Source organism: Priestia sp. JV24 (genome assembly GCF_025910025.1).
In the GTDB taxonomy this organism is placed as follows: domain Bacteria; phylum Bacillota; class Bacilli; order Bacillales; family Bacillaceae_H; genus Priestia; species Priestia megaterium.
Genome location: NZ_JAPCIN010000021.1, coordinates 1 through 19033, shown reverse-complemented (window position 1 = coordinate 19033; position 19033 = coordinate 1). Strand labels below are relative to the sequence as shown.

Sequence of the window (19033 nt, the reverse complement as noted above, 5' to 3'; positions counted from 1 at the left end):
CACCTCTTTAGTTAATGAAGTTGTTCGACTGAAGAATGTAGAAGAAGAATGCAAAATCCTTAAAGAGAAATTCTTTATGAACCAATTTACTAAAGTAGAACAAGAAGTCTTTGCTTTTGCTATTGATGGTTATTCTATTTCAAAAATACAAAGCCTTTTTCATACAGAAGAAAGCACCATTAAAAATCAAAGAAAAAGTATCTTAAAGAAATTGAATACTGAATCGATGACAGACGCTGTTTAGCAATTTCAAAATCTACATCAAGAACCTTCACAGAAGATAATACGCATTTCATAATCATATAAATGCCTTTAAGGCTAGAAAAAGCAGGCTTAATGCTGCTTTTTTTTAGTCTACTAATCCCTTTTCCTTAAACACTTTTCTCAGAGCTTCATTCACTAATTCTGATTTATAACTTTTTGGGACTCGATCAATAATACGTAACACATCATCCTCAAAATAAAAACCTCGATACACTCGTTTTGAACGGTCTTTTGGATTTTGCAATAACAAATCAATTGCATCTACTGTACTAGCTTTTTCAAAGCTGCCATTACTACTTTCACTTTCATTTAAATAGCTAACACTAGCTGCTATTTCATTATTGGCTAGCTTTTGTTATGCATTGGCCTTACTTATAATAGGTAAGGTAAAATAAGTATTTAATGATGATTAGCTTACTATACGTAGGCTGTTTTATTCCTTCATAAACCATCCATTTTAAACATTAATTTTAGAAATGCTACCAATCACTGTGATTATATTAAATAACTTTGTATGGAATATACATAAGGTAATTGAAGAGTATTAAAGTATATGGGAAAATAATTGAGGGATTTTTGTTTTTTAATACTGTGCAAAAGGAGCTATTTAAATAGATAGTTACGACCAAGGAGGAAACAAATGCGAGATTGTCCCGAAGAATTAGACTTTATTTCATTATTTGAATGTATTCCACTTAAAAAAGACCAAAATGAGAGCTTTTTGTACGATGAATCCACTTTTATCTTTACGAGCGAAATGAACAGGTTTGAAGTGAAAATCTCACCATTTTATAATTCTTTCTCGCTTTCAGTAAAGGATTTAGAAGGTGATGAGATCTTTTACTACAGTCTCGAATCGGTTACAAAGATTGAGATCATGAATGATAATAAAGAAAGCAAAGCAATTCGATTATTTATAGATCAAGGAATTGACCGTTTTATAACGATTATGGATTTAGTATTTAGACCAAAATTTAAAGTTGTACTAAAAGAGGTTTTAGATTCCTAGAAATGGTTTTATGGTAACTAGGTTGGTATATGGTGTACATAGAATTCTACGTTTGCAGATGTACGTGTATCTTTTTTTCTTAATAAACTAACGCTGCAGGATAACCCAATGAATTTGTTGTATAGATACGTAGTGAGAGTTATGACTAAATCAAACGTGAGTTCTTTTTTCATCTAACTTTGATTTAGTAAAGTCTAACTAAAATTTTAAAAGAGGTGTTTTTAATGGTTTTAGGAATTTATCCTTATTTAGTTATGAACGGTAATGGACAAGAAGCTGTTAAATTTTACGAAAAAGCATTGGATGCAAAAGTTATTGGAGTTCAAACGTTCGGAGAAATGCCCGGAAATCCAGAATTCCCTACTCCTATAGAAGCAATAGACCGTGTAATGAATGCGCACTTAAAAGTTGGTGATAATGATTTGATGCTTTCTGATACATTCCCGGGTCAACCATACCAAATTGGATCACAAGTAACGGTAGCTATCACTATAGACAGTGTAGAAAAATCAAAAGAAGTGTTCGAAAAGCTGAAAGAAGGTGGTCAAGTAGGAATGCCACTTCAAGAAACTTTTTGGAGCCCATCATATGGACAAGTAACAGATAAATTCGGTGTTACTTGGCAAATTTCCACACAATCGGCTGATAATGAGTAATTAATGAAAAGCCGTTATTCTTATTATTTCAAGAGTTCTTCTCCTGCAAGCTTTTCTTGGTTGGGTTCCGGAATGTGTTTTATGTTAACTAAGGATGTGCATCACATATATTTAAAGAAGAAAAACCCACCTAATTTGAATGGTGGGTTTTTCTTTTAGTTAAATATTAAGGGTGTAATTGCTTGTTACTTACATATCATTTAATATTTTTGTAGGTATTTATTATAACCTATCAAATCATTTTGAGAAAGCAAAAAAAAGAAAACGGTTTCTTTTTATTAAAATTAAAAGGTTTCTTTTCTATTTCATACCGATAAAATCCATTATGAGAACTTAACATGTATAAAATATAAGGACACAGATAGTAAGATAATATGGAATGGAATATGTATAAAGTCAGGAAGTGTCTGTTGTTTCCATTAACATTAATGAGTATTCTTTTAAAAGTTATAGAAAAAAACGCCCCTTATTTGGGGGCGTACTCTATTATCATTATAAAACATAACCTAAAAACAGTCTACAATTTCATTTTTTTTTATATTATAGTTTGATTACTGAATTCAGTAAGGCCCAGGGGTACATTTAAAATTGAAAGGAAAATTTCTATGATACACAAACATGTTCCTGTTTTAATAGTAGGGGGAGGTCTTAGTGGACTCACCTCTGCTCTCTTTTTGGCACGTCATAACGTTGATTATTTACTCATTGAAAAACACACTGGTACAGCTATCCATCCAAAAGCCGGAGGGATTACATTTCGTACGATGGAAATATTTCGACAACTTGGATTGGAGGCAGCTATTCGGACTGCTAGTGAACCATTAGATAATATTCGCGGAAGGATTGCGGTAGAGACAATCAAAAGCATAGATCCTGAGAAATTAGAAACTGCGGAGAACTCCCAAAAGGCTCTTGAGAAAGAGAGAATAGAAAATTTTGAAAAGGTGAGCCCTTCAAAGCCAGCATCTTGTTATCAAATTGAACTAGAGCCTATCCTTCTTCAAGCTGCTAAAGAGGGAAAAGGGCATATACGCTATAATACTGAACTTATAGAGTATCAACAAGGTGATTTAGGAGTAACAGCCACTATAATAAACCGAGAGACAGGGACAAAAGAAAAGATTCGAAGTGATTATTTAGTTGCGGCAGACGGCGCTAAAAGCACAATTCGTCAACATACAAAAATTCCAACTACAGGAAGAGGAGTCATCGGCGGACATTATATTAATATCTATTTTCAGGCTGATCTAAGTCGCTTTCTAAAGCCTAGCCAGTTTGGCTGGATTCAAATCCTAAATCCAGAGGTATTTGGTGCGCTCATCACCGTTAATAATCGTGATGAATGGATTTACCACGTGGCCTATAATCCCACAAATGGCGAAAGTCCAGAAGATTTTTCTGAAGAGCGATGCTGTGAGATTTTAAAAAAAGCTATAGGAGTTTCAAATCTTGATATTGTCATCTTCAGTATTTTACCTTGGGCAGCTGCAGAACAGACAGCTACTCGTTTTCAAGATAATCGAGTCTTTCTAATTGGAGACGCAGCGCATCTTATGCCACCTGCGGGAGGATTTGGTTCGAATACAGGTATTCAAGATGCTCATAATTTAGCTTGGAAGTTAGCTGCAGTGATACACAAACAAGCCCATTCACGATTGCTCCAAACTTATCATGATGAAAGACACTATGCTGCAGAAGTAACAACGGAATATGCAAGTAATTTGTTATTCAGTGTTATTAAGAAAGGTGTAAGCACCCTCAATAATATGGATCATCTTGCAGTTACTGTAGGGTATAAATATAACTCAACAGCCATTATTGAGGAAAACTCCGAGACAACACATAGAATGGACCAATTAGAGCTAAACGGAAGACCAGGTACACGTGCTCCACATATGTGGTTGAGGTATCAAGGTAAGCGTATATCTACCTTGGATTTAATAGGAGAAAATTTCGTCTTATTTACGGGAAAAGATAATAGCCCGTGGCGCACTGCTGCCCGAAATGTATCTTCTCACTTAGGTGTTCCTATTAACGTTTATGGAATCGGTTCACAAGGAGATTGTGTTGAGTATGAGGATAGCTGGGAAGCATTGTACGATGTTACCTCTCAAGGAGCTGTATTGATAAGACCAGACGGTTTTGTAGCATGGCGTACAAAAGAGGGGGCATCAAATCCTCATCTGCTTCTTAAGCAGGTCATGGCTAGCATACTATGGTAGATAAACTAATAAGCATGCTCCTGATTTAAAATTAGTTAAAGATTAAGTAATGATAATTAAATATTTAAACTAAACAAAAATTGTTGAGATAAAAAATAACCCTTGTCACAAGGGTTATTTTTTGTCTGGTTCCTAAGATGGTGACTATGTTAACTAGCATTTATCTTAATTAAATGCGGAGTCAGGAAGGGCGAAAGGGAAAATAATATTAAAAATAAGATAGTTGTCAAACGGAGCCTAACTTTCCTTTTTTTCTTTTAGGCATGAAAAAGAAAAAAGGAATAATAGAAAAAATACAAGTATGTAACGTTAATGTGTTTTTAATAAGATAAATAAAATTGAAAATAAAAAACTTCATCTTGTGTCTTTAATAAAGATTACATTATTTAAAATGTGTTAACATTAAATGCTTATATATTTTCTGTACAATTTTTATGAATACAATAATTCTTTAAAGCGTTAAATTGTTACTATGTTATTAGACAATCTTTCTTTTAATGCTATTTCTTAGCTCCAAAAACACAAACCATATATAGTGGTTTGTGTTTTTTTGTTCTTACAGATAGCATCAAATCTACTTAATTACATATTGAGATTTGATTTTTATGCTAATAAAGAACCACTTTAGATCAATCTAGTGAAAATTTATTGTATTTGAAACATCATAGTAAAATAATAAAAAGAGAAGAAAAAAAATAAAAAGTGATTAATAACATATTTTTGTGAGATTAATCCTTTTGAAAGGGATTGGCACGTTTGAATCTTAAACAATTACAATATTTTCGATTATTAGCTAAAACGGAACATTTTACAAGGACAGCTTCGCAGCTATTTATTACACAGCCCAGTCTTAGCCAAGCTATTTCAGAACTTGAAAAAGAGTTAGGTGTTAAGCTTTTTGAAAGAAAAGGGCGTAATGTAAAGTTAAACAAATTTGGACAATCGTTTTTACCGTATGTTGAGAAAGGACTAACTGAAATTGAAAAGGGGGAGAGAAACCTTCAAAAATTGATAAGTACAACCTCTGGTGTAATCGACCTTGCTTTTATTTATTCATTGGGAACCAATTTTGTACCGTCATTGATTCAACAGTTTGTAAATGAAAACTCTAATGCGGAAATTGCTTTTTCCTGTTATCAGGGGACAACACAAATGGTCATTAAAGGTCTCAAGGAAGAAAATTATGATATTGCGTTTTGCACTAACATTGAAAATGAACCAGATATTGAATTGCTACCGCTTGCCAAACAAGAGATCGTGTTAATCACTAATAAGAATCATCCACTGACAGAACGCGAATTTGTTGAATTAAAAGATATCGCAGGTTACAAGCTTGTCTGCTTTAATAAAAACAGTGGCCTGCGACCGATTTTAGATAAATTGTTTGCAGGAGCAGGGATTGTCCCTGAAATTTCTTGTGAGGTAGCAGAAGATAATGCATTGATAGGTTTAGTCGAAGCAAATCAAGGTATTGGGATTCTTCCGCTTGTTTCCACATTGAACTATTTTGATATAAAAATCCTTCCTACTAAAGAGCCTATTTATCAGCAGTCTATTTACATGGCAGTTAGAAAAAACAGATATTTGCCTCCAATTGTTCAACAGTTTCGAGACTTTATCATAGAAAATAATAATCAGCAAATTTGATTGAAATAGTAATTAAAAGAGAGCTAATTATGACAAAGATAAACTGTTATAATTAGCTCTCTCTGTTTCATTAGTAATAAATACACTTTGTTTTGATAAATTATAGACAAAACCTATAAGTGAATAATAATTACCAATTGGATTATTGATTGCAACGTATAATAAAATGATTTCAAAAGGCAGTAAGTTCATATTTAATTAAGTTTTTTAAATGATCAATTTGTAATCGTTTTCATAGGTATTGGTTATGAAGAAGTTAGATTAATCTAAATTAGGTATTAAAAATAAGGATAATATAAGGAAGTTTTTTTATGGCAGATCAAGGACGAATTGATGGAAGAACTCAATTAATAGGATTAATTGCAACCCCGATTGGACACTCTTTATCACCGGTGATGCCATAATACGTCATTTTGTAAACTAGGTCTTAACTATCTTTATATGGCTTTTGAAGTGGCGAATCAACAAATAGAAGATGTATTGGCAGGATTCCGTGCACTAAACATGCGTAGTTTTAATGTGTCTATGCCTAACAAAATGAAAATTTTACCTTACTTAGATGAGGTAACACCAGCTGCAAGATTTGTTGGTGCGGTAAACACCGTCGTGAATGAAAATGGAAAATTAATTGGCTATAACACAGATGGTATAGGGTACGTACGTGGATTAAAGGAAAGTGGTGTAGACATTCAAGGAAAGAAAATGCCACTTATGGGCGCGGGAGGTGCTGGCTCCGCTGTAGCGATTCAATGTGCTATTGACGGTGCATCTGAAATTTACATTTTCAACCGGGAGGATGAATCATATCTACGGGCTTTAAAAAATGCGGACATTATTAACAATGAAATCGATGGTAATTGTAAGGCAACGGTTCATCATATCGAAGATACAGAACTTCTTAGATCGTCTATTGGAAGCAGTGATATTTTAACAAATGCAACCAGGGTTGGGATGAATCCTCTTGAAGGACAGAGTATAATCCCAGACTCATCATGGCTTCGTCCAGAGTTAATCGTTTCAGACGTTATATATAATCCCCGAAAAACGAAATTGTTTGAAATGGCTGAATCTGTTGGCTGTAAAGCAATCAATGGATTGGGCATGATGCTATGGCAGGGAGCTAAAGCATTCGAACTTTGGACATGTGAAGAAATGCCCGTTGATTATGTAAAGGAACAAATGTCTCAAAAAACAGAAAGGAAGTGACTATCTTGGAAAAGCCAAAGAAAAAGGGGAATTTAGTGTCAGTACTTAGTGCTGAAGAGGCTGTAAAGTATATCCCAAATGAAGCAATAGTTGCTATCTGTGGAGCTGGTGGGGGTCTATTAGAGCCTACTAAGCTTATAGAAGCATTGTCAAAAAGATATGAAGAAACACACTTGCCAAAAGATTTAACGTTTATCCATACAACAGGATTAGGCGACCGGGCGGACAGAGGAATGTCACCACTTGCCAAAAAGGGACTAGTACGAAAAATAGTTGGAGGACATTGGGGACAATCCCCTAGACTCTGTGAAATGGCTGAAAATAATGAAATCGAAGCATATAATTTCCCGCAAGGCGTACTTTGTCAATTATTTAGAGCCGCTGCAGCTGGACATCCTGGAATATTAACCCATGTTGGCTTAGGTTCATTTATTGACCCACGGCAAAAGGGTGGAAAACTAAATGATTGTACCAAAGAAGATCTTATTAAATTAATGGAAATTAATGGTGAAGAGTGGCTGTTCTATCCAGCGATTCGACCTGATGTTGCCATTATCCGCGGAACAACTGCAGATCGTGAAGGATATATCAGTATGGAAGATGAAATTGCGTATCTGGATACTTTAGCGATGGCCCAGGCTGTCCATAACAATGGAGGGCTTGTTATTGCACAAGTAAAAAGGGTAGTAAAGTCAAATACTCTTCATCCAAAATCGATAAAAATTCCAGGCTACAACATCGATATTGTCGTTGTTGATGAAGAACAATCACAGCTGTACACGGGTGGAGTTAATCGTTTTATGTCAGGAGATTATATCGCGGAAACAAGTGAAGTTACCCGGCTTCCGCTTAATCATCGAAAAATGATCGCTCGGCGTGCATTGTTTGAAGTTAAACCAGGAAATGTGGGAAACGTTGGTGTTGGAATTGCCGATGGAATTGGAAGTGTAGCTCGTGAAGAAGGTGTTGATGAACAATTTACCTTAACGGTGGAAACTGGACCAATCGGCGGTGTCACAGCACAAGGCATTTTCTTTGGAGCAAGCATCAATACCCATGCATTGTTAGATATGCCTTCACAGTTTGACTTTTATGATGGCGGTGGTCTTGACGTCTGCTTCTTAAGCTTTGCAGAACTGGACCAAGCAGGAAATGTCAATGTGCATAAATTTAATGGGAAAATCATGGGAACAGGCGGGTTTATAGATATTTGTCAAAATACAAAAAAGATTGTTTTTTGTGGAACACTGACAGCCGGCGGCCTTAAAACGAAGATTGAAAAAGGTAAGCTGCAAATTGAACAAGAAGGCCGATTTAAGAAACTTCTTCCTCAACTTGAAGAGCTTACTTTTAATGGAAGGGATGCATTAAAAAGAGGGCAAGAAGTTCTCTATATCACGGAAAGAGCCGTTTTCCGCTTAACAACAGACGGACTGGAATTATGTGAAGTCGCACCTGGAATTGATATAGAAACTCAAATCATTGAGAAAATGTCATTTAGACCTCAAATTTCTGCTGATTTAAAAGAAATGCATAGCAGATTATTTTTTGCAGAGGATATGGGAATTAAAAAGGATTGGGAGCAAATGGAAGTATAAGAGATTTGTTCATACTATATTAAATGATTGCTAGGAGGAAGATTATGAGTAAGAAAGTTCCTTTTGAAGTAGGAGATACGGTTTCTTATACCAAGACAATTAGTGAATCAGATGTTTATTTGTTTGCTGGGATTACCGGGGATTTTAGTCAAATGCATATGAATGAAGAATTTATGAAAACAACGCCATATAAAACACGGATTGTACATGGGGTATTAACTTTTGCACTTGGAAGTACGGCATCAACATTAATTCAAACCCAAGCGAGATCAGAAATGCCAAGTGTGTCCTATGGCTACGATCGTTTACGTTTTACAAGACCAGTATATTTTGGCGATACAGTTACAGCTGTTTATACGATTATTGAAGTTGATCAAGAATCATTGAAGTCATATGCCAAGGTTGAAATTTACAATCAAAATAAAGAATTGTGCGTGGTGGCACAGCATACATTAAAGTTTTTTGAAAATTAAACAATGCAAAGGAGTGAGATAAATGAAAATCTGTGTACTTGGCGCAGGTGCTTTAGGAAGTTCCATTGGTGGCACTCTGGCGGAGGGAGGGCAAGATGTTTATTTAATAAATCAACGGGCTGATCATGTGAATGCAATCAATACAAAGGGGTTGATTCTTAGGGATGGAACGAATGATAGGGCTGTTAGGGTAAATGCCCAAACAAACTGTGAGGGAATTGGAGCAGTGGATCTTGTAATAGTATTGGTGAAGTCTTTTCATACAAGAAATGCGATTGAAAATGCTTCATCCATTATTGGGGAAGATACATTGGTCATGTCATTGCAAAATGGTCTTGGAAATGAGGAAACTATTGCCGAGGTTATCGGCAACGATCGTGTTATCGGTGGAAAAACTTATGTTGGCGGCGTATTACTTGGACCAGGACATGTGATTGCCGGAACAAAGGGAAAGATTACTTTTATTGGTGAGATGAATGGCGAAAAAACAAAAAGGATTCAGAGAGTCGCAGATATATTGACAAAATGTGGGTTATTAACAGAGGTTAGTAGTAATACCACAGGAATGATTTGGGACAAACTTTTAATTAATGTGGCAACGGGGGCTTTATGTGGTATTACGAAATTACCATATGGAGATTTATACCAAATTCCTGAAATTAGAGATTGTGCTTTTGAAGCTATTTTAGAGGGTATAAATGTTGCTAAAGCAAACGGCATTATTTTATCAACGGAGGACCCCGAAGATATTTGGTTGAAAGCAGCAGCAGGATTACCATATGAATTTAAAACATCCATGCTGCAAAGTCTTGAAAAAGGCCAAAAAACAGAAATCGATTATATCAATGGAGCAATTGTCCGATGGGGAGAGAAAAGTAATGTCGCAACACCAGTTAATAAAGCGTTGGTTGCGAACGTAAAAGGGATTGAAACTTGGGTGGAAAAATACATAAATTCTTGATAAGGAAGGATGACTGAAATTTGCCCTATCAGAAAAAAGCATATCTTGAACATTCAGCTATTCGTGTAAAGGATATTGATTGGCACATTCGTTTTTTTAAAGAGGCATTAAATATGTCGATTCGTAAAATGGATGGGGGAAAAGATAACCCTAGACAAATATGGACTATTGGTGGAGTTCAACTGATCGCAGATCCTAACTTCTCAGGTGTCGAAGGAAGACTGGCGCATTTAGGAATCATGGTGGAAGATTTAGAGGCTGCTATGGAAGAAGTTTATAAATGGAATGTTACCGAATTACCTAAAGGACATAATTGGGTGGTCCTTCCGGATGGTTTAAATCTGGAACTGATCCAGGCAAAAGAAGGTTCCGTTGAAGAAGCATTAACTGTATATCCATGGATGGAAGACTAACTATTTTAAATAGCATTGGAGTGATTATGATGGGGAAAGTACTGATGTTGCATGGGATAAACCATAATATGTTTGGAAAAAGAAATCCTAAAATCTATGGATCTATTACTCTTGATGAAATTAATGAGAGTATGTTTCAACTAGCTAAAGAGCTGAGACTTGAATTAGAGGTTTTTCAAACAAATTCAGAAGGTGAAATGATTGATCGAATTCATCAAGGGTATTTTGATAAAGTGAATGCAGTGATCATTAATGCTGGTGCATGGACCCACTATAGTTATGGATTAAGAGACGCTTTGGACATTCTTGAAGTCCCGTTTATTGAGATTCATATGTCTAATATTCATGCCCGAGATGAATTTAGACATCATTCTGTATTTGCGGAAATTGCGCAGGGACAAATTTGCGGTTTTGGCTTTGACAGCTATCTTTTAGCGTTAAGAGCTGCAAAAACCTTAATGAATGAAAAAAATAGAAAAGGAGAACTTAATACTTCTATTTAGAAGCAAACAAGAAATGGGCAAGTCTAATTTCAAATAGTATGAAGAAGTTAATCATCTATCTGGTTCTGGTGTAAAAAATTCAATTTACTTTCAAGCACTTTGAATTTTTCACACCAGAGCCATATTTACTTTTATGCTTTCCAAATCCATGCTGCTATATCATCTATTACAAGTAAATGATAAAACATTAATAATATATAAAATACTTTAATATTTACATAATAGATTATGATAAATATTAAAGTTATTTTATGAAATTATAGTCGGATACAAGATTTATTTTTGAAGATATATGTATATGAATCTACAAATCTGGTCAGACCAATAACATATTCTCCAACTCCAATAAATTTTGAAAACCCTTGTCTATATAGACAAGGGTTTCTTTTTTTAGCTGCTGCTTATATAACGAAACAAAAAACAGTAGAAAAGAAATGAGTACAAACAGCGTAAGATTTAAACAATAAAAAAGAGCAAACCTTTTGGATGTGCTCTTTTTTTTATGTTCTCTTAATTAAATATTGAGTGTAATCAAACATATATCATATACAAAAATTAGTTTACACAATGGATTTTACCGTAAACACTGAAGGCAATAAAAACAATGACCATCTTTTGAAATAAATGGGTATGATATATAATAAATCTTTACTCAAAACATTTTGAAGGGAAATGTAATATGATAATTTCTAAGCCACGTAAAAAACATAAAGTGAAGCATCTGGAACCTGCAAGTATTTTGTTCGTTGGGTTTTTAGGATTAATATTACTCGGCACCTGCTTATTAATGATTCCTGCTGCCACGAGTGATAGACATCATTTAAGCTTTATTGATGCTCTCTTTGAAGCCACTTCTGCTGTATGTGTAACCGGACTAGCTGTTGTAGATACGGGGACTACATTTACTTTATTTGGACAGCTCATTTTGCTTGTGCTCATCCAAGTTGGTGGCTGGGGATTCATGACTATTGGTATACTCATGTTTATTGTGCTAGGTAAAAAAATCGGATTACAACAAAGGCTAATACTTAAGGAATCTCTAAATGCTTTTTCGCTACAAGGCGTTATTGCATTAGTCCAACGTGTTGTGCTAATTACATTGGCTGTGGAAGGGATTGGAGCTCTTATCCTAGCTATTCGTTGGTCGCAAGAAATGAGCTGGGGAAGAGCAATCTATTATGGCATATTCCATTCTGTCTCTGCTTTTAACAATGCAGGATTTGGTTTGGAACCAGATAATTTAAGTAAATGGGTAGGAGATCCAACCGTAAATATTATGATTACGTCACTTTTCATAATAGGAGGGACTGGATTTTTTGTCATTGCAGATATTTTTCGAAAACGAAACATAAGGAAGTTTTCTCTTCACACTAAAATTGTATTAGTTTCAACTATCCTCTTAAATGTCGTAAGCACACTGATTATTTTTGCTTTAGAATATCATAATCCTCATACTTTAGGTGAATTGAGCATGGGCGATAAATGGTGGGCAGCATACTTTCAGGGAGTAGTTCCTCGTACTGCTGGTTTTAATACCGTGGATATTGGGGCGCTCACATTACCTTCAAAAGTGTATATGATGGGGCTCATGTTTATTGGAGCAGCGCCAGGTTCGACAGGTGGTGGAATCAAAATAACGACGTTTGTCTTAATATTGTTTGCTTTATGGTCAGTATTGACAAATAAAGAAGAGATTAATGTTTTTCGACGCCGAATTCCTAAATCACTTGTTTATAGAGCTTTTTCTATTACTACTTCTGGAATTATTTTTGTTTCTATTATTTTCTTTCTACTTACAATTACAGAAAAAGGTGTAGATATGGCTACTCTTTTGTTTGAAACGTTTTCTGCTTCTGGAACAGTTGGATTAAGTGCTAACTTTACAGGCGACTTAAGTCCTATCGGCCGAATTCTCATTACGGTTATGATGTTTATTGGTAGAGTAGGTCCTCTTACTATTGGGTTCGTACTTGCAATTCGCTCAAATAAGCAAGCTAAAATTCGGTATGCAGAAGAAAAGATTCTTATTGGTTAAAAATCTATTTTAAATATATGCTTTGGTCAATATATTCGTAATTATTGGAAATCTTAAAAAGCAGCCCCATTCTTTAGGGCTGCTTTTAACTAAGCATTTTTGGAAGATACGTCAGCATATTGTTGAGGTTATTTATTTACATTAAACCAGCCTTTTTGTTTAAACCAGAGAATCATGCCAATTGTCATTAAAGCCATAATTCCTAAAACAATATAATACCCGTAGTGCCAGTGAAGTTCTGGCATATGATCAAAGTTCATCCCATATAACCCTACGACAAATGTAAGGGGGATGAAAATAGAGGAAATAATCGTTAATGTCATCATAATGGAGTTCATCCGATTGGCGTTAAGTGAAAGGTAATTATCTCTCATATCAGATGTCATATCTCGATTGGCTTCCACCATGCTTGTTAATTTTATCAAGTGGTCATAGATGTCATTGAAATAGGCTTTCTGCTCCGCAGGTATATATAAACGTTCAGAATTAATAATTCGATATAGCAAGTCACGCATAGGAAGAATGGTTTTTCTGAGCTTTAATAAATCACTTCGGATATCAAAAACATCATTCATCAGTAAAGCAATTGATTTTTTGGCATCTCTGCTTTCAATTTCATTTAATTTATCCTCAATTTCATACACAATTGGGAAGTAATCATCCACTAATTGGTCTAGAACCGCATAAGCAATATAGGACACTCCTTTATTAAATCCACTAGGATGTTGTAAAAGGCGTTGTCGTACTGTTTCAATACTGAGTACCGGTTTAAAGTGAAAGGTCACTAAATAATTTTCCCCAATAAATAAGTCTACTTCTTCAACATCTAACGTGTTGCTATTTAAATAATGAAGAACTAAAAAGCTGTAACCCTCATAATAATCAAGTTTAGGACGTTGTAATAAATGAAGACAATCTTCGATAGCTAAAGGGTGAAAGTGGAAAAACGTCTCTAACACTTTTGCTTCCTCTTCAGATGGAGAGGCAAGATCTACCCAGAACCACTTAATTGAAGGGTCAGATAAGTGATCAAGGGGGACATCTTCTTTGACGTGTAAGTCTTGTGTAATAGCGATTGTTCGAATCATGATCCTGCTCCTTCATGTGATTAATCATTCTCTATTGTATAGTATGTTACATAAAATAAACGATTAATCCCACTGCTAACAAGGCAATAAAATCTTTCTGATATTTTCTTCTCTTTTCTTCACTTGTATCTTTATTTTTCCTAAAATATTTATCTATAAAAATAATAAAACAGAGGAGGAGGAAACTAAGGATGATATCCAGTATTAAGAAATGAAAGAAATGATCTGTAGTGGTCAATGACATAGTAATTCTCCTTACTTCTCACGTTTAAGTGTGAGAATACTAAATAAGTGATAAGTCTCTCTTCACATTTTAATCCGGTACAAAAAGTACTAAAATCAATTTAGCTGTATAATATCGAATTGTATAAAAAAGAAAAGATTCGTTTTTTATTGTTTTCTTTATCCTAATGTCTATAATTAAAACATATAAAACGACTTATTATATACAAAAATGTTCTATATTTCCTAACTTTTTGGAAGAAAGAGGATTATTAATCTTAAAAACAGGAACGTCTAAGAAGTATATAAGATAATAAGGTGAGACGGATAAGAAAGAATAAAAGGTAACTATATATAATAAAAGACAAAGTAATAGGAGATTTTCATGAACTACGCACAAATTTTTATTGATAGTCGAATTCGAAATGCAACGTTGATTGTATTGCTTATTTGTATGAGTATAGCTTGGCTATTTGATAGCGATTACTGGTACAATATAGCTGTTCTTATGGTTGCAGTATCTTTTCTCTTACATGGTGTAAATGATTATATCGTCGGAAAGAACAAAGCGCGAGGAACTGTTATTATACTATTGAGTGTTCTTTTTACTCTATATAATTTACTAAGAATCTTTTTTTTATGATGAAAATAAGAATGTTATACTTGCAAGGAACGAGGAATTTTTATGTTTAAGAGAATAGTAAAATGTTATGATTACAAATTTATTGTAGCCCTAATTGTTCTAAGTCTCATCGGCTTAGTCATGGTTTACAGTGCTAGTATGGTAACGGCGGTTAGTCGTTACGGTGTTGAAGGGGATTATTTTTATCAAAAGCAAAAACTTGCTCTGATAGCAGGCTTCTTCTTTTTCTGTGTTTCTGCCTTTATTCCCTATAAAATTTATCGAGAGAAAAAAGTATTAAAAATCCTATTAGTAACAGTAATTACGCTTCTTGCTTTGGTCCTTATTTTTGGACATACCGCGGGAAATGCACAAAGTTGGCTTATACTGGGCCCTATTCGAATACAACCACTTGAATTTACGAAACTAACGATTATTGTATATTTATCGGCTGTTTTTGCAAATAAACAAGAGTATATCAATGATCTAAAACGCGCTATTATTCCGCCTATCCTTATTGTGTTGTTTATTTGTTTCTTAATTGCTTTACAACCTGATTATGGTGGGATTCTACTTATTTTAGGAACCGTTTTAGCTATTGTTTTATGTTCAGGCATTTCAATAAAATCAATGCTAAAGATTGCTTTACTCGGAGTTGTAGGTGTGGTCGTTATGCTAATCATTTTATTAGTAACAGGACAGATGGCTACTGTTTTTTCTCCTGTTCGTTTAGCTCGTTTTACTGGTTTTCTCCATCCTTTTGCGAATCAGCAAGGAGATGGATACCAATTGGTTAATTCCTACCTGGCTATAGGAACTGGGGGACTATCAGGTGAAGGGTTAGGACAAGGCATTCAAAAGGCCGGTTATCTACCTGAATCACATACAGATTTTATTATGGCGGTAATTGCTGAGGAATTAGGTTTTTGGGGAGTACTGCTTGTATTAGGGTTACTATTTTTTATTATCTTGCAAGGCCTAAAAATAGCAAGAAGATGCAACGATCCTTTTGGTGCCTTATTAGCTATCGGTATTTCGGTCATGATTGGCATTCAAGCATTTGTTAACTTAGGAGCAGTAACTGGCCTTCTTCCTATCACAGGTGTAACGCTACCTTTTGTAAGTTATGGTGGTTCTTCTCTTACATTGCTTATGTTTGCTGTAGGAGTACTAGCGAATATATCCATGTTTAATAAATATGAAAAGAAATACAAAAACAAAGTAACAGATCCAAGGGAACTGAAAAGCGTCTAATAATTTACTCGAATGACATTTCTATAAAATTATTGCGGATAAAATGAAATGATAAACAAAAGACACTGGTTAAGAGCCAGTGTCTTTTGTTTATGTAAGGAGGTTAAGTTTGTAGTATGGCTAAAGGAAGTCAAAGGTCTATTAGAAATCCTCTTATGTACGATACATATACTTTCCTAAAAATCTTTATTTAGAAGATAAAAATTATGCCCTTCGAAAAAACTGTAAGGCGCTATAAACGATCCATAGAAAACAGGCCACAGTAACTTGTTTTTCTAGGCAAAGAATAATTGTCCATAGTATCATTAAAATTAACATAGGAATAGATAACTTTCTTATCATTCACACCTTCCCTTTCTTCATTATTCTTCTATCTATATTCATGAAAACGTAGTAGATTGCCTTTTTTGTGCAAAAAAAAGACGCCTATTATGGCGCCTATATCCAACGAAATAGGTTGAAAAAGGGGAAAACTGTTAACTCTAAGAATTAACATGATCTTATTTGGTCCTTCCCCTTTTTGAAAGAAAAAAAACAATTAATATACAGAGCTACTTTACATAAAACGGATTATCGGTAATTATTATGCCGTGGTTGAAATAAGTCCTCTTGAGCACTCCTAACATCAGAAAAATGTTCAACATTATAATGACCATCAAGTATTTCATTATGATGCATAATGATCTGTTGGGCAGATAAAGTTGAGGAATCTTTTGTGGAGTGTCCGTCTCGAACTAAAGTGACATCAAAACCATTGATTGTGGCAGTTCTTACAGCTGTGTCGATACACTGTTCTGTTTGACATCCCATAATAACTAGATGTTCTATTTCATTTTCTGTTAAATAGCTCAACAATGGAGTTCCATAGAATGAATTTGTTGCTTCCTTATCAAATATTTTTGATTCATTAGGTATCTTAATATCCTGGTGTATTTGAAATCCATCACCTCGACCAGAAGCAACATCTTTATCCCGAATAAAAATAATCATTGAATTTGAGATTAGTGCTTTTTCAATAGTTAAGTTAATGTTGTTCAACAATGTTTTTTTATCAAAAACATTATCCTCTTCTTTGTTACCATCAATTAATTCTTGTTGAGCATCAATAATAAGTAAAGCTTGTTTCATAGATAAATCCTCCTTATATAAAAATAATTTCTATATCTATTCTTTTTCATATTAAGGTTTTCTCTATAATCGTGGGATAACCTTTTATTTAAATTGTTATCTCTTTTTGATAATCAACGCACAGTGTATCTCCCGTACACTGTTAGTTACCATAATCTCGCTTTCCGGAACACATGAAAAAGGAAACCCTTTGGCGTAGAAGGAATTTATCTTTTTAAGTCCATGTAAGATAGTAATAGGGACTTATAAAGCGATTGAAGGATTCAGAAATGGAGGGAATAGAAAATGGATGTAAAGATACTTCTGTTACAACAATGGGCAAGCTGCTTAGATAAAGAGGACTGGTTTCCACCACTTGAAAAAGTGCTAGAGGGTACTACGCTTGAACAGGCTATTTGGAAACCAGTTGATGGAGAAATGAATTCCATTTGGGAATTAGTTTGTCATTTACTTTTCTATGAAAAGAGACTTCTGATGCGATTTCATGGTGAAACAGCGAATGAACCACAGGCAGAAGATAATGAATCTACATTTCGATTACCAACTGAGACGTTTCAAAATTGGAAGGAAACAAAGCAAGAATACTTTTATGTTCATCGTGAACTTGAAAAAATACTAGCAAAATCAGAGCATGAAGATTTATATAGACAGATCCCTGGAGAAAGGTCATTAGTGCTTGAACTGAAGAGTTTAGCACTGCACAATGCATATCATATTGGGCAAATTGTATTCCTAAGTAAAATGCAGGGAGCTTGGGCAGGGAAACGCAGCTTTTAAAAAAACTTCATTATCTTTACAGTTATTCCATTATAGGGGCTTTAAGGGGATAGAATGGAGGGAAGTAAGTTGCCTAACAGAGATTATCCATACTATTTTATAAAGGTAGGTAAATTATATTACGTATACCATTCGTATAAGAACGTAAAAAAGAAAGAGGTATCCAGTTACGAATTTACTAATGATGAATCGTTAGCATTTCCTATTGATGAAGAGTCTGCTAAGCAATTGGCAGATAAATGTGGAGGTCATATTGTAATGAAGAATGCTACGTTTAATGATTATATTAGCCAAGGAGAAAGATGGGGTAATTTTATAGATAGCAAAAGGAAGAACATATGGAGAATTTATATCATTAATTGAATGATAAACTTTTTAACTACTGTTTATGTTGAAGAAAAAATCGTTATTTGTCATCATTAAGCATAATTACGAGAACCTACATTACTAAAAGTTAGTTATTAGATTTACTTCAACAAATAACGAAAGGAGTATGGAAAGCTCAGAAAGAGTGAACTTTCCATACTCCTTTTCTCTATTGTTTATTGCTACAATCTTTTTTAGAAATAGGAATTATGCCTATTCTAAAAGAAAGAGCTAATTTCCAGTATACGGATTTATGGATAATTGTTAAATATTAGAAAAAATACAGAAGAGAATTTTTCCGAAATTCTGTAGGACTTAAACCAGTCCACCTTTTAAATTGTCTGCTAAAATGAGAAAGGTTTTTATAACCAAGGCGTCAAGTGTGAAGAGATGTTTTCTTAAAAACAATAAGGCTACCTACAAATGTAGGTAGCCAAAGCCATCAAGACCTATTTAATTATCTAACCTTTTATAATTCTTCACGAGTTATTAGCGAGAAGTTCCAGATTGTCCTGAAAAGCCACCAGCTAATTGTTGTTGAGCAGTTGCTACAAGGCGTTTTGTGATTTCTCCACCTACTGAACCATTT

Annotated in this window: 18 protein-coding genes and 2 pseudogenes; 16 read left to right on the top strand and 4 right to left on the bottom strand. The window is 34.4% G+C overall.

The window, feature by feature from the left end; translation table 11 throughout:
* The 12 genes and pseudogenes from OK414_RS19115 to OK414_RS19060 form a co-directional block, all read left to right on the top strand.
* The coding region (locus tag OK414_RS19115; protein ID WP_263045360.1) for a helix-turn-helix transcriptional regulator at positions 1-244 on the top strand (244 nt) is incomplete at its 5' end.
* A gap of 660 nt (positions 245-904) precedes the next feature.
* The gene (locus OK414_RS19110; RefSeq protein ID WP_016766264.1) at positions 905-1273 is read left to right on the top strand and encodes a hypothetical protein; all 369 of its coding nucleotides are present in this window, start codon (positions 905-907) and stop codon (positions 1271-1273) included.
* A gap of 224 nt (positions 1274-1497) precedes the next feature.
* Positions 1498-1929: a VOC family protein gene (locus OK414_RS19105; protein WP_034649961.1), complete on the top strand. Its 432-nt coding sequence runs from the start codon at positions 1498-1500 to the stop codon at positions 1927-1929.
* A gap of 605 nt (positions 1930-2534) precedes the next feature.
* Positions 2535-4151, top strand: coding sequence for an FAD-dependent monooxygenase (locus tag OK414_RS19100; RefSeq protein ID WP_263045359.1), 1617 nt, complete (start codon positions 2535-2537; stop codon positions 4149-4151).
* 756 nt (positions 4152-4907) lie between these two features.
* On the top strand, positions 4908-5798 hold the full coding sequence (locus OK414_RS19095; protein WP_016766261.1) for a LysR family transcriptional regulator: 891 nt from the start codon (positions 4908-4910) through the stop codon (positions 5796-5798).
* Between the two features lie 311 nt (positions 5799-6109).
* Positions 6110-7004 (top strand): annotated as a pseudogene (locus OK414_RS19090) (shikimate dehydrogenase).
* A 35-nt stretch (positions 7005-7039) separates the two neighbouring features.
* On the top strand, positions 7040-8602 hold the full coding sequence (locus OK414_RS19085; RefSeq protein WP_230586521.1) for an acyl CoA:acetate/3-ketoacid CoA transferase: 1563 nt from the start codon (positions 7040-7042) through the stop codon (positions 8600-8602).
* Between the two features lie 44 nt (positions 8603-8646).
* A complete protein-coding gene (locus tag OK414_RS19080; protein WP_263045358.1) occupies positions 8647-9075 on the top strand; it encodes a MaoC family dehydratase in 429 nt (142 codons plus the stop codon).
* Between the two features lie 22 nt (positions 9076-9097).
* Positions 9098-10036 (top strand): ketopantoate reductase family protein, encoded by a 939-nt coding sequence (locus OK414_RS19075; protein WP_034649970.1) that lies wholly within the window; start codon positions 9098-9100, stop codon positions 10034-10036.
* A 20-nt stretch (positions 10037-10056) separates the two neighbouring features.
* Positions 10057-10449 carry a VOC family protein gene (locus OK414_RS19070; RefSeq protein WP_016766258.1) on the top strand — a complete coding sequence of 131 codons (393 nt, stop codon included), beginning with the start codon at positions 10057-10059 and terminating at the stop codon, positions 10447-10449.
* 29 nt (positions 10450-10478) lie between these two features.
* Positions 10479-10952 (top strand): type II 3-dehydroquinate dehydratase, encoded by a 474-nt coding sequence (aroQ, locus tag OK414_RS19065; RefSeq protein ID WP_016766257.1) that lies wholly within the window; start codon positions 10479-10481, stop codon positions 10950-10952.
* 679 nt (positions 10953-11631) lie between these two features.
* Positions 11632-12987, top strand: coding sequence for a TrkH family potassium uptake protein (locus OK414_RS19060; RefSeq protein ID WP_034649972.1), 1356 nt, complete (start codon positions 11632-11634; stop codon positions 12985-12987).
* Positions 12988-13115: 128 nt separating this feature from the next.
* Here OK414_RS19060 and corA read toward each other — a convergent pair whose 3' ends face one another.
* Positions 13116-14075 (bottom strand): magnesium/cobalt transporter CorA, encoded by a 960-nt coding sequence (gene corA / locus OK414_RS19055; RefSeq protein WP_034649974.1) that lies wholly within the window; start codon positions 14073-14075, stop codon positions 13116-13118.
* Between the two features lie 607 nt (positions 14076-14682).
* On the opposite strand from corA, the gene OK414_RS19050 reads away from it, so the two are divergent.
* Both OK414_RS19050 and ftsW read left to right on the top strand, forming a co-directional pair.
* Positions 14683-14940, top strand: coding sequence for a hypothetical protein (locus tag OK414_RS19050; RefSeq protein WP_263045357.1), 258 nt, complete (start codon positions 14683-14685; stop codon positions 14938-14940).
* A 42-nt stretch (positions 14941-14982) separates the two neighbouring features.
* On the top strand, positions 14983-16173 hold the full coding sequence (ftsW, locus tag OK414_RS19045; RefSeq protein WP_263045356.1) for a putative lipid II flippase FtsW: 1191 nt from the start codon (positions 14983-14985) through the stop codon (positions 16171-16173).
* Between the two features lie 570 nt (positions 16174-16743).
* Here the strand turns inward: ftsW and OK414_RS19040 are convergent.
* On the bottom strand, positions 16744-17301 hold the full coding sequence (locus OK414_RS19040) for an isochorismatase family protein (RefSeq protein ID WP_034649981.1): 558 nt from the start codon (positions 17299-17301) through the stop codon (positions 16744-16746).
* A gap of 285 nt (positions 17302-17586) precedes the next feature.
* Between OK414_RS19040 and OK414_RS19035 the strand changes: the two genes are divergently transcribed.
* Both OK414_RS19035 and OK414_RS19030 read left to right on the top strand, forming a co-directional pair.
* Positions 17587-18078, top strand: coding sequence for a DinB family protein (locus OK414_RS19035; RefSeq protein WP_034649984.1), 492 nt, complete (start codon positions 17587-17589; stop codon positions 18076-18078).
* 54 nt (positions 18079-18132) lie between these two features.
* Entirely contained in the window at positions 18133-18441 is a 309-nt protein-coding gene (locus OK414_RS19030) for a hypothetical protein (protein WP_034649986.1), read from the top strand.
* Between the two features lie 274 nt (positions 18442-18715).
* Here OK414_RS19030 and OK414_RS19025 read toward each other — a convergent pair.
* Positions 18716-18808 (bottom strand): annotated as a pseudogene (locus OK414_RS19025) (AraC family transcriptional regulator); the annotation flags it as partial.
* 125 nt (positions 18809-18933) lie between these two features.
* Positions 18934-19033: alpha/beta-type small acid-soluble spore protein (locus OK414_RS19020; protein ID WP_264363543.1), on the bottom strand; the 100-nt coding region annotated here is incomplete at its 5' end.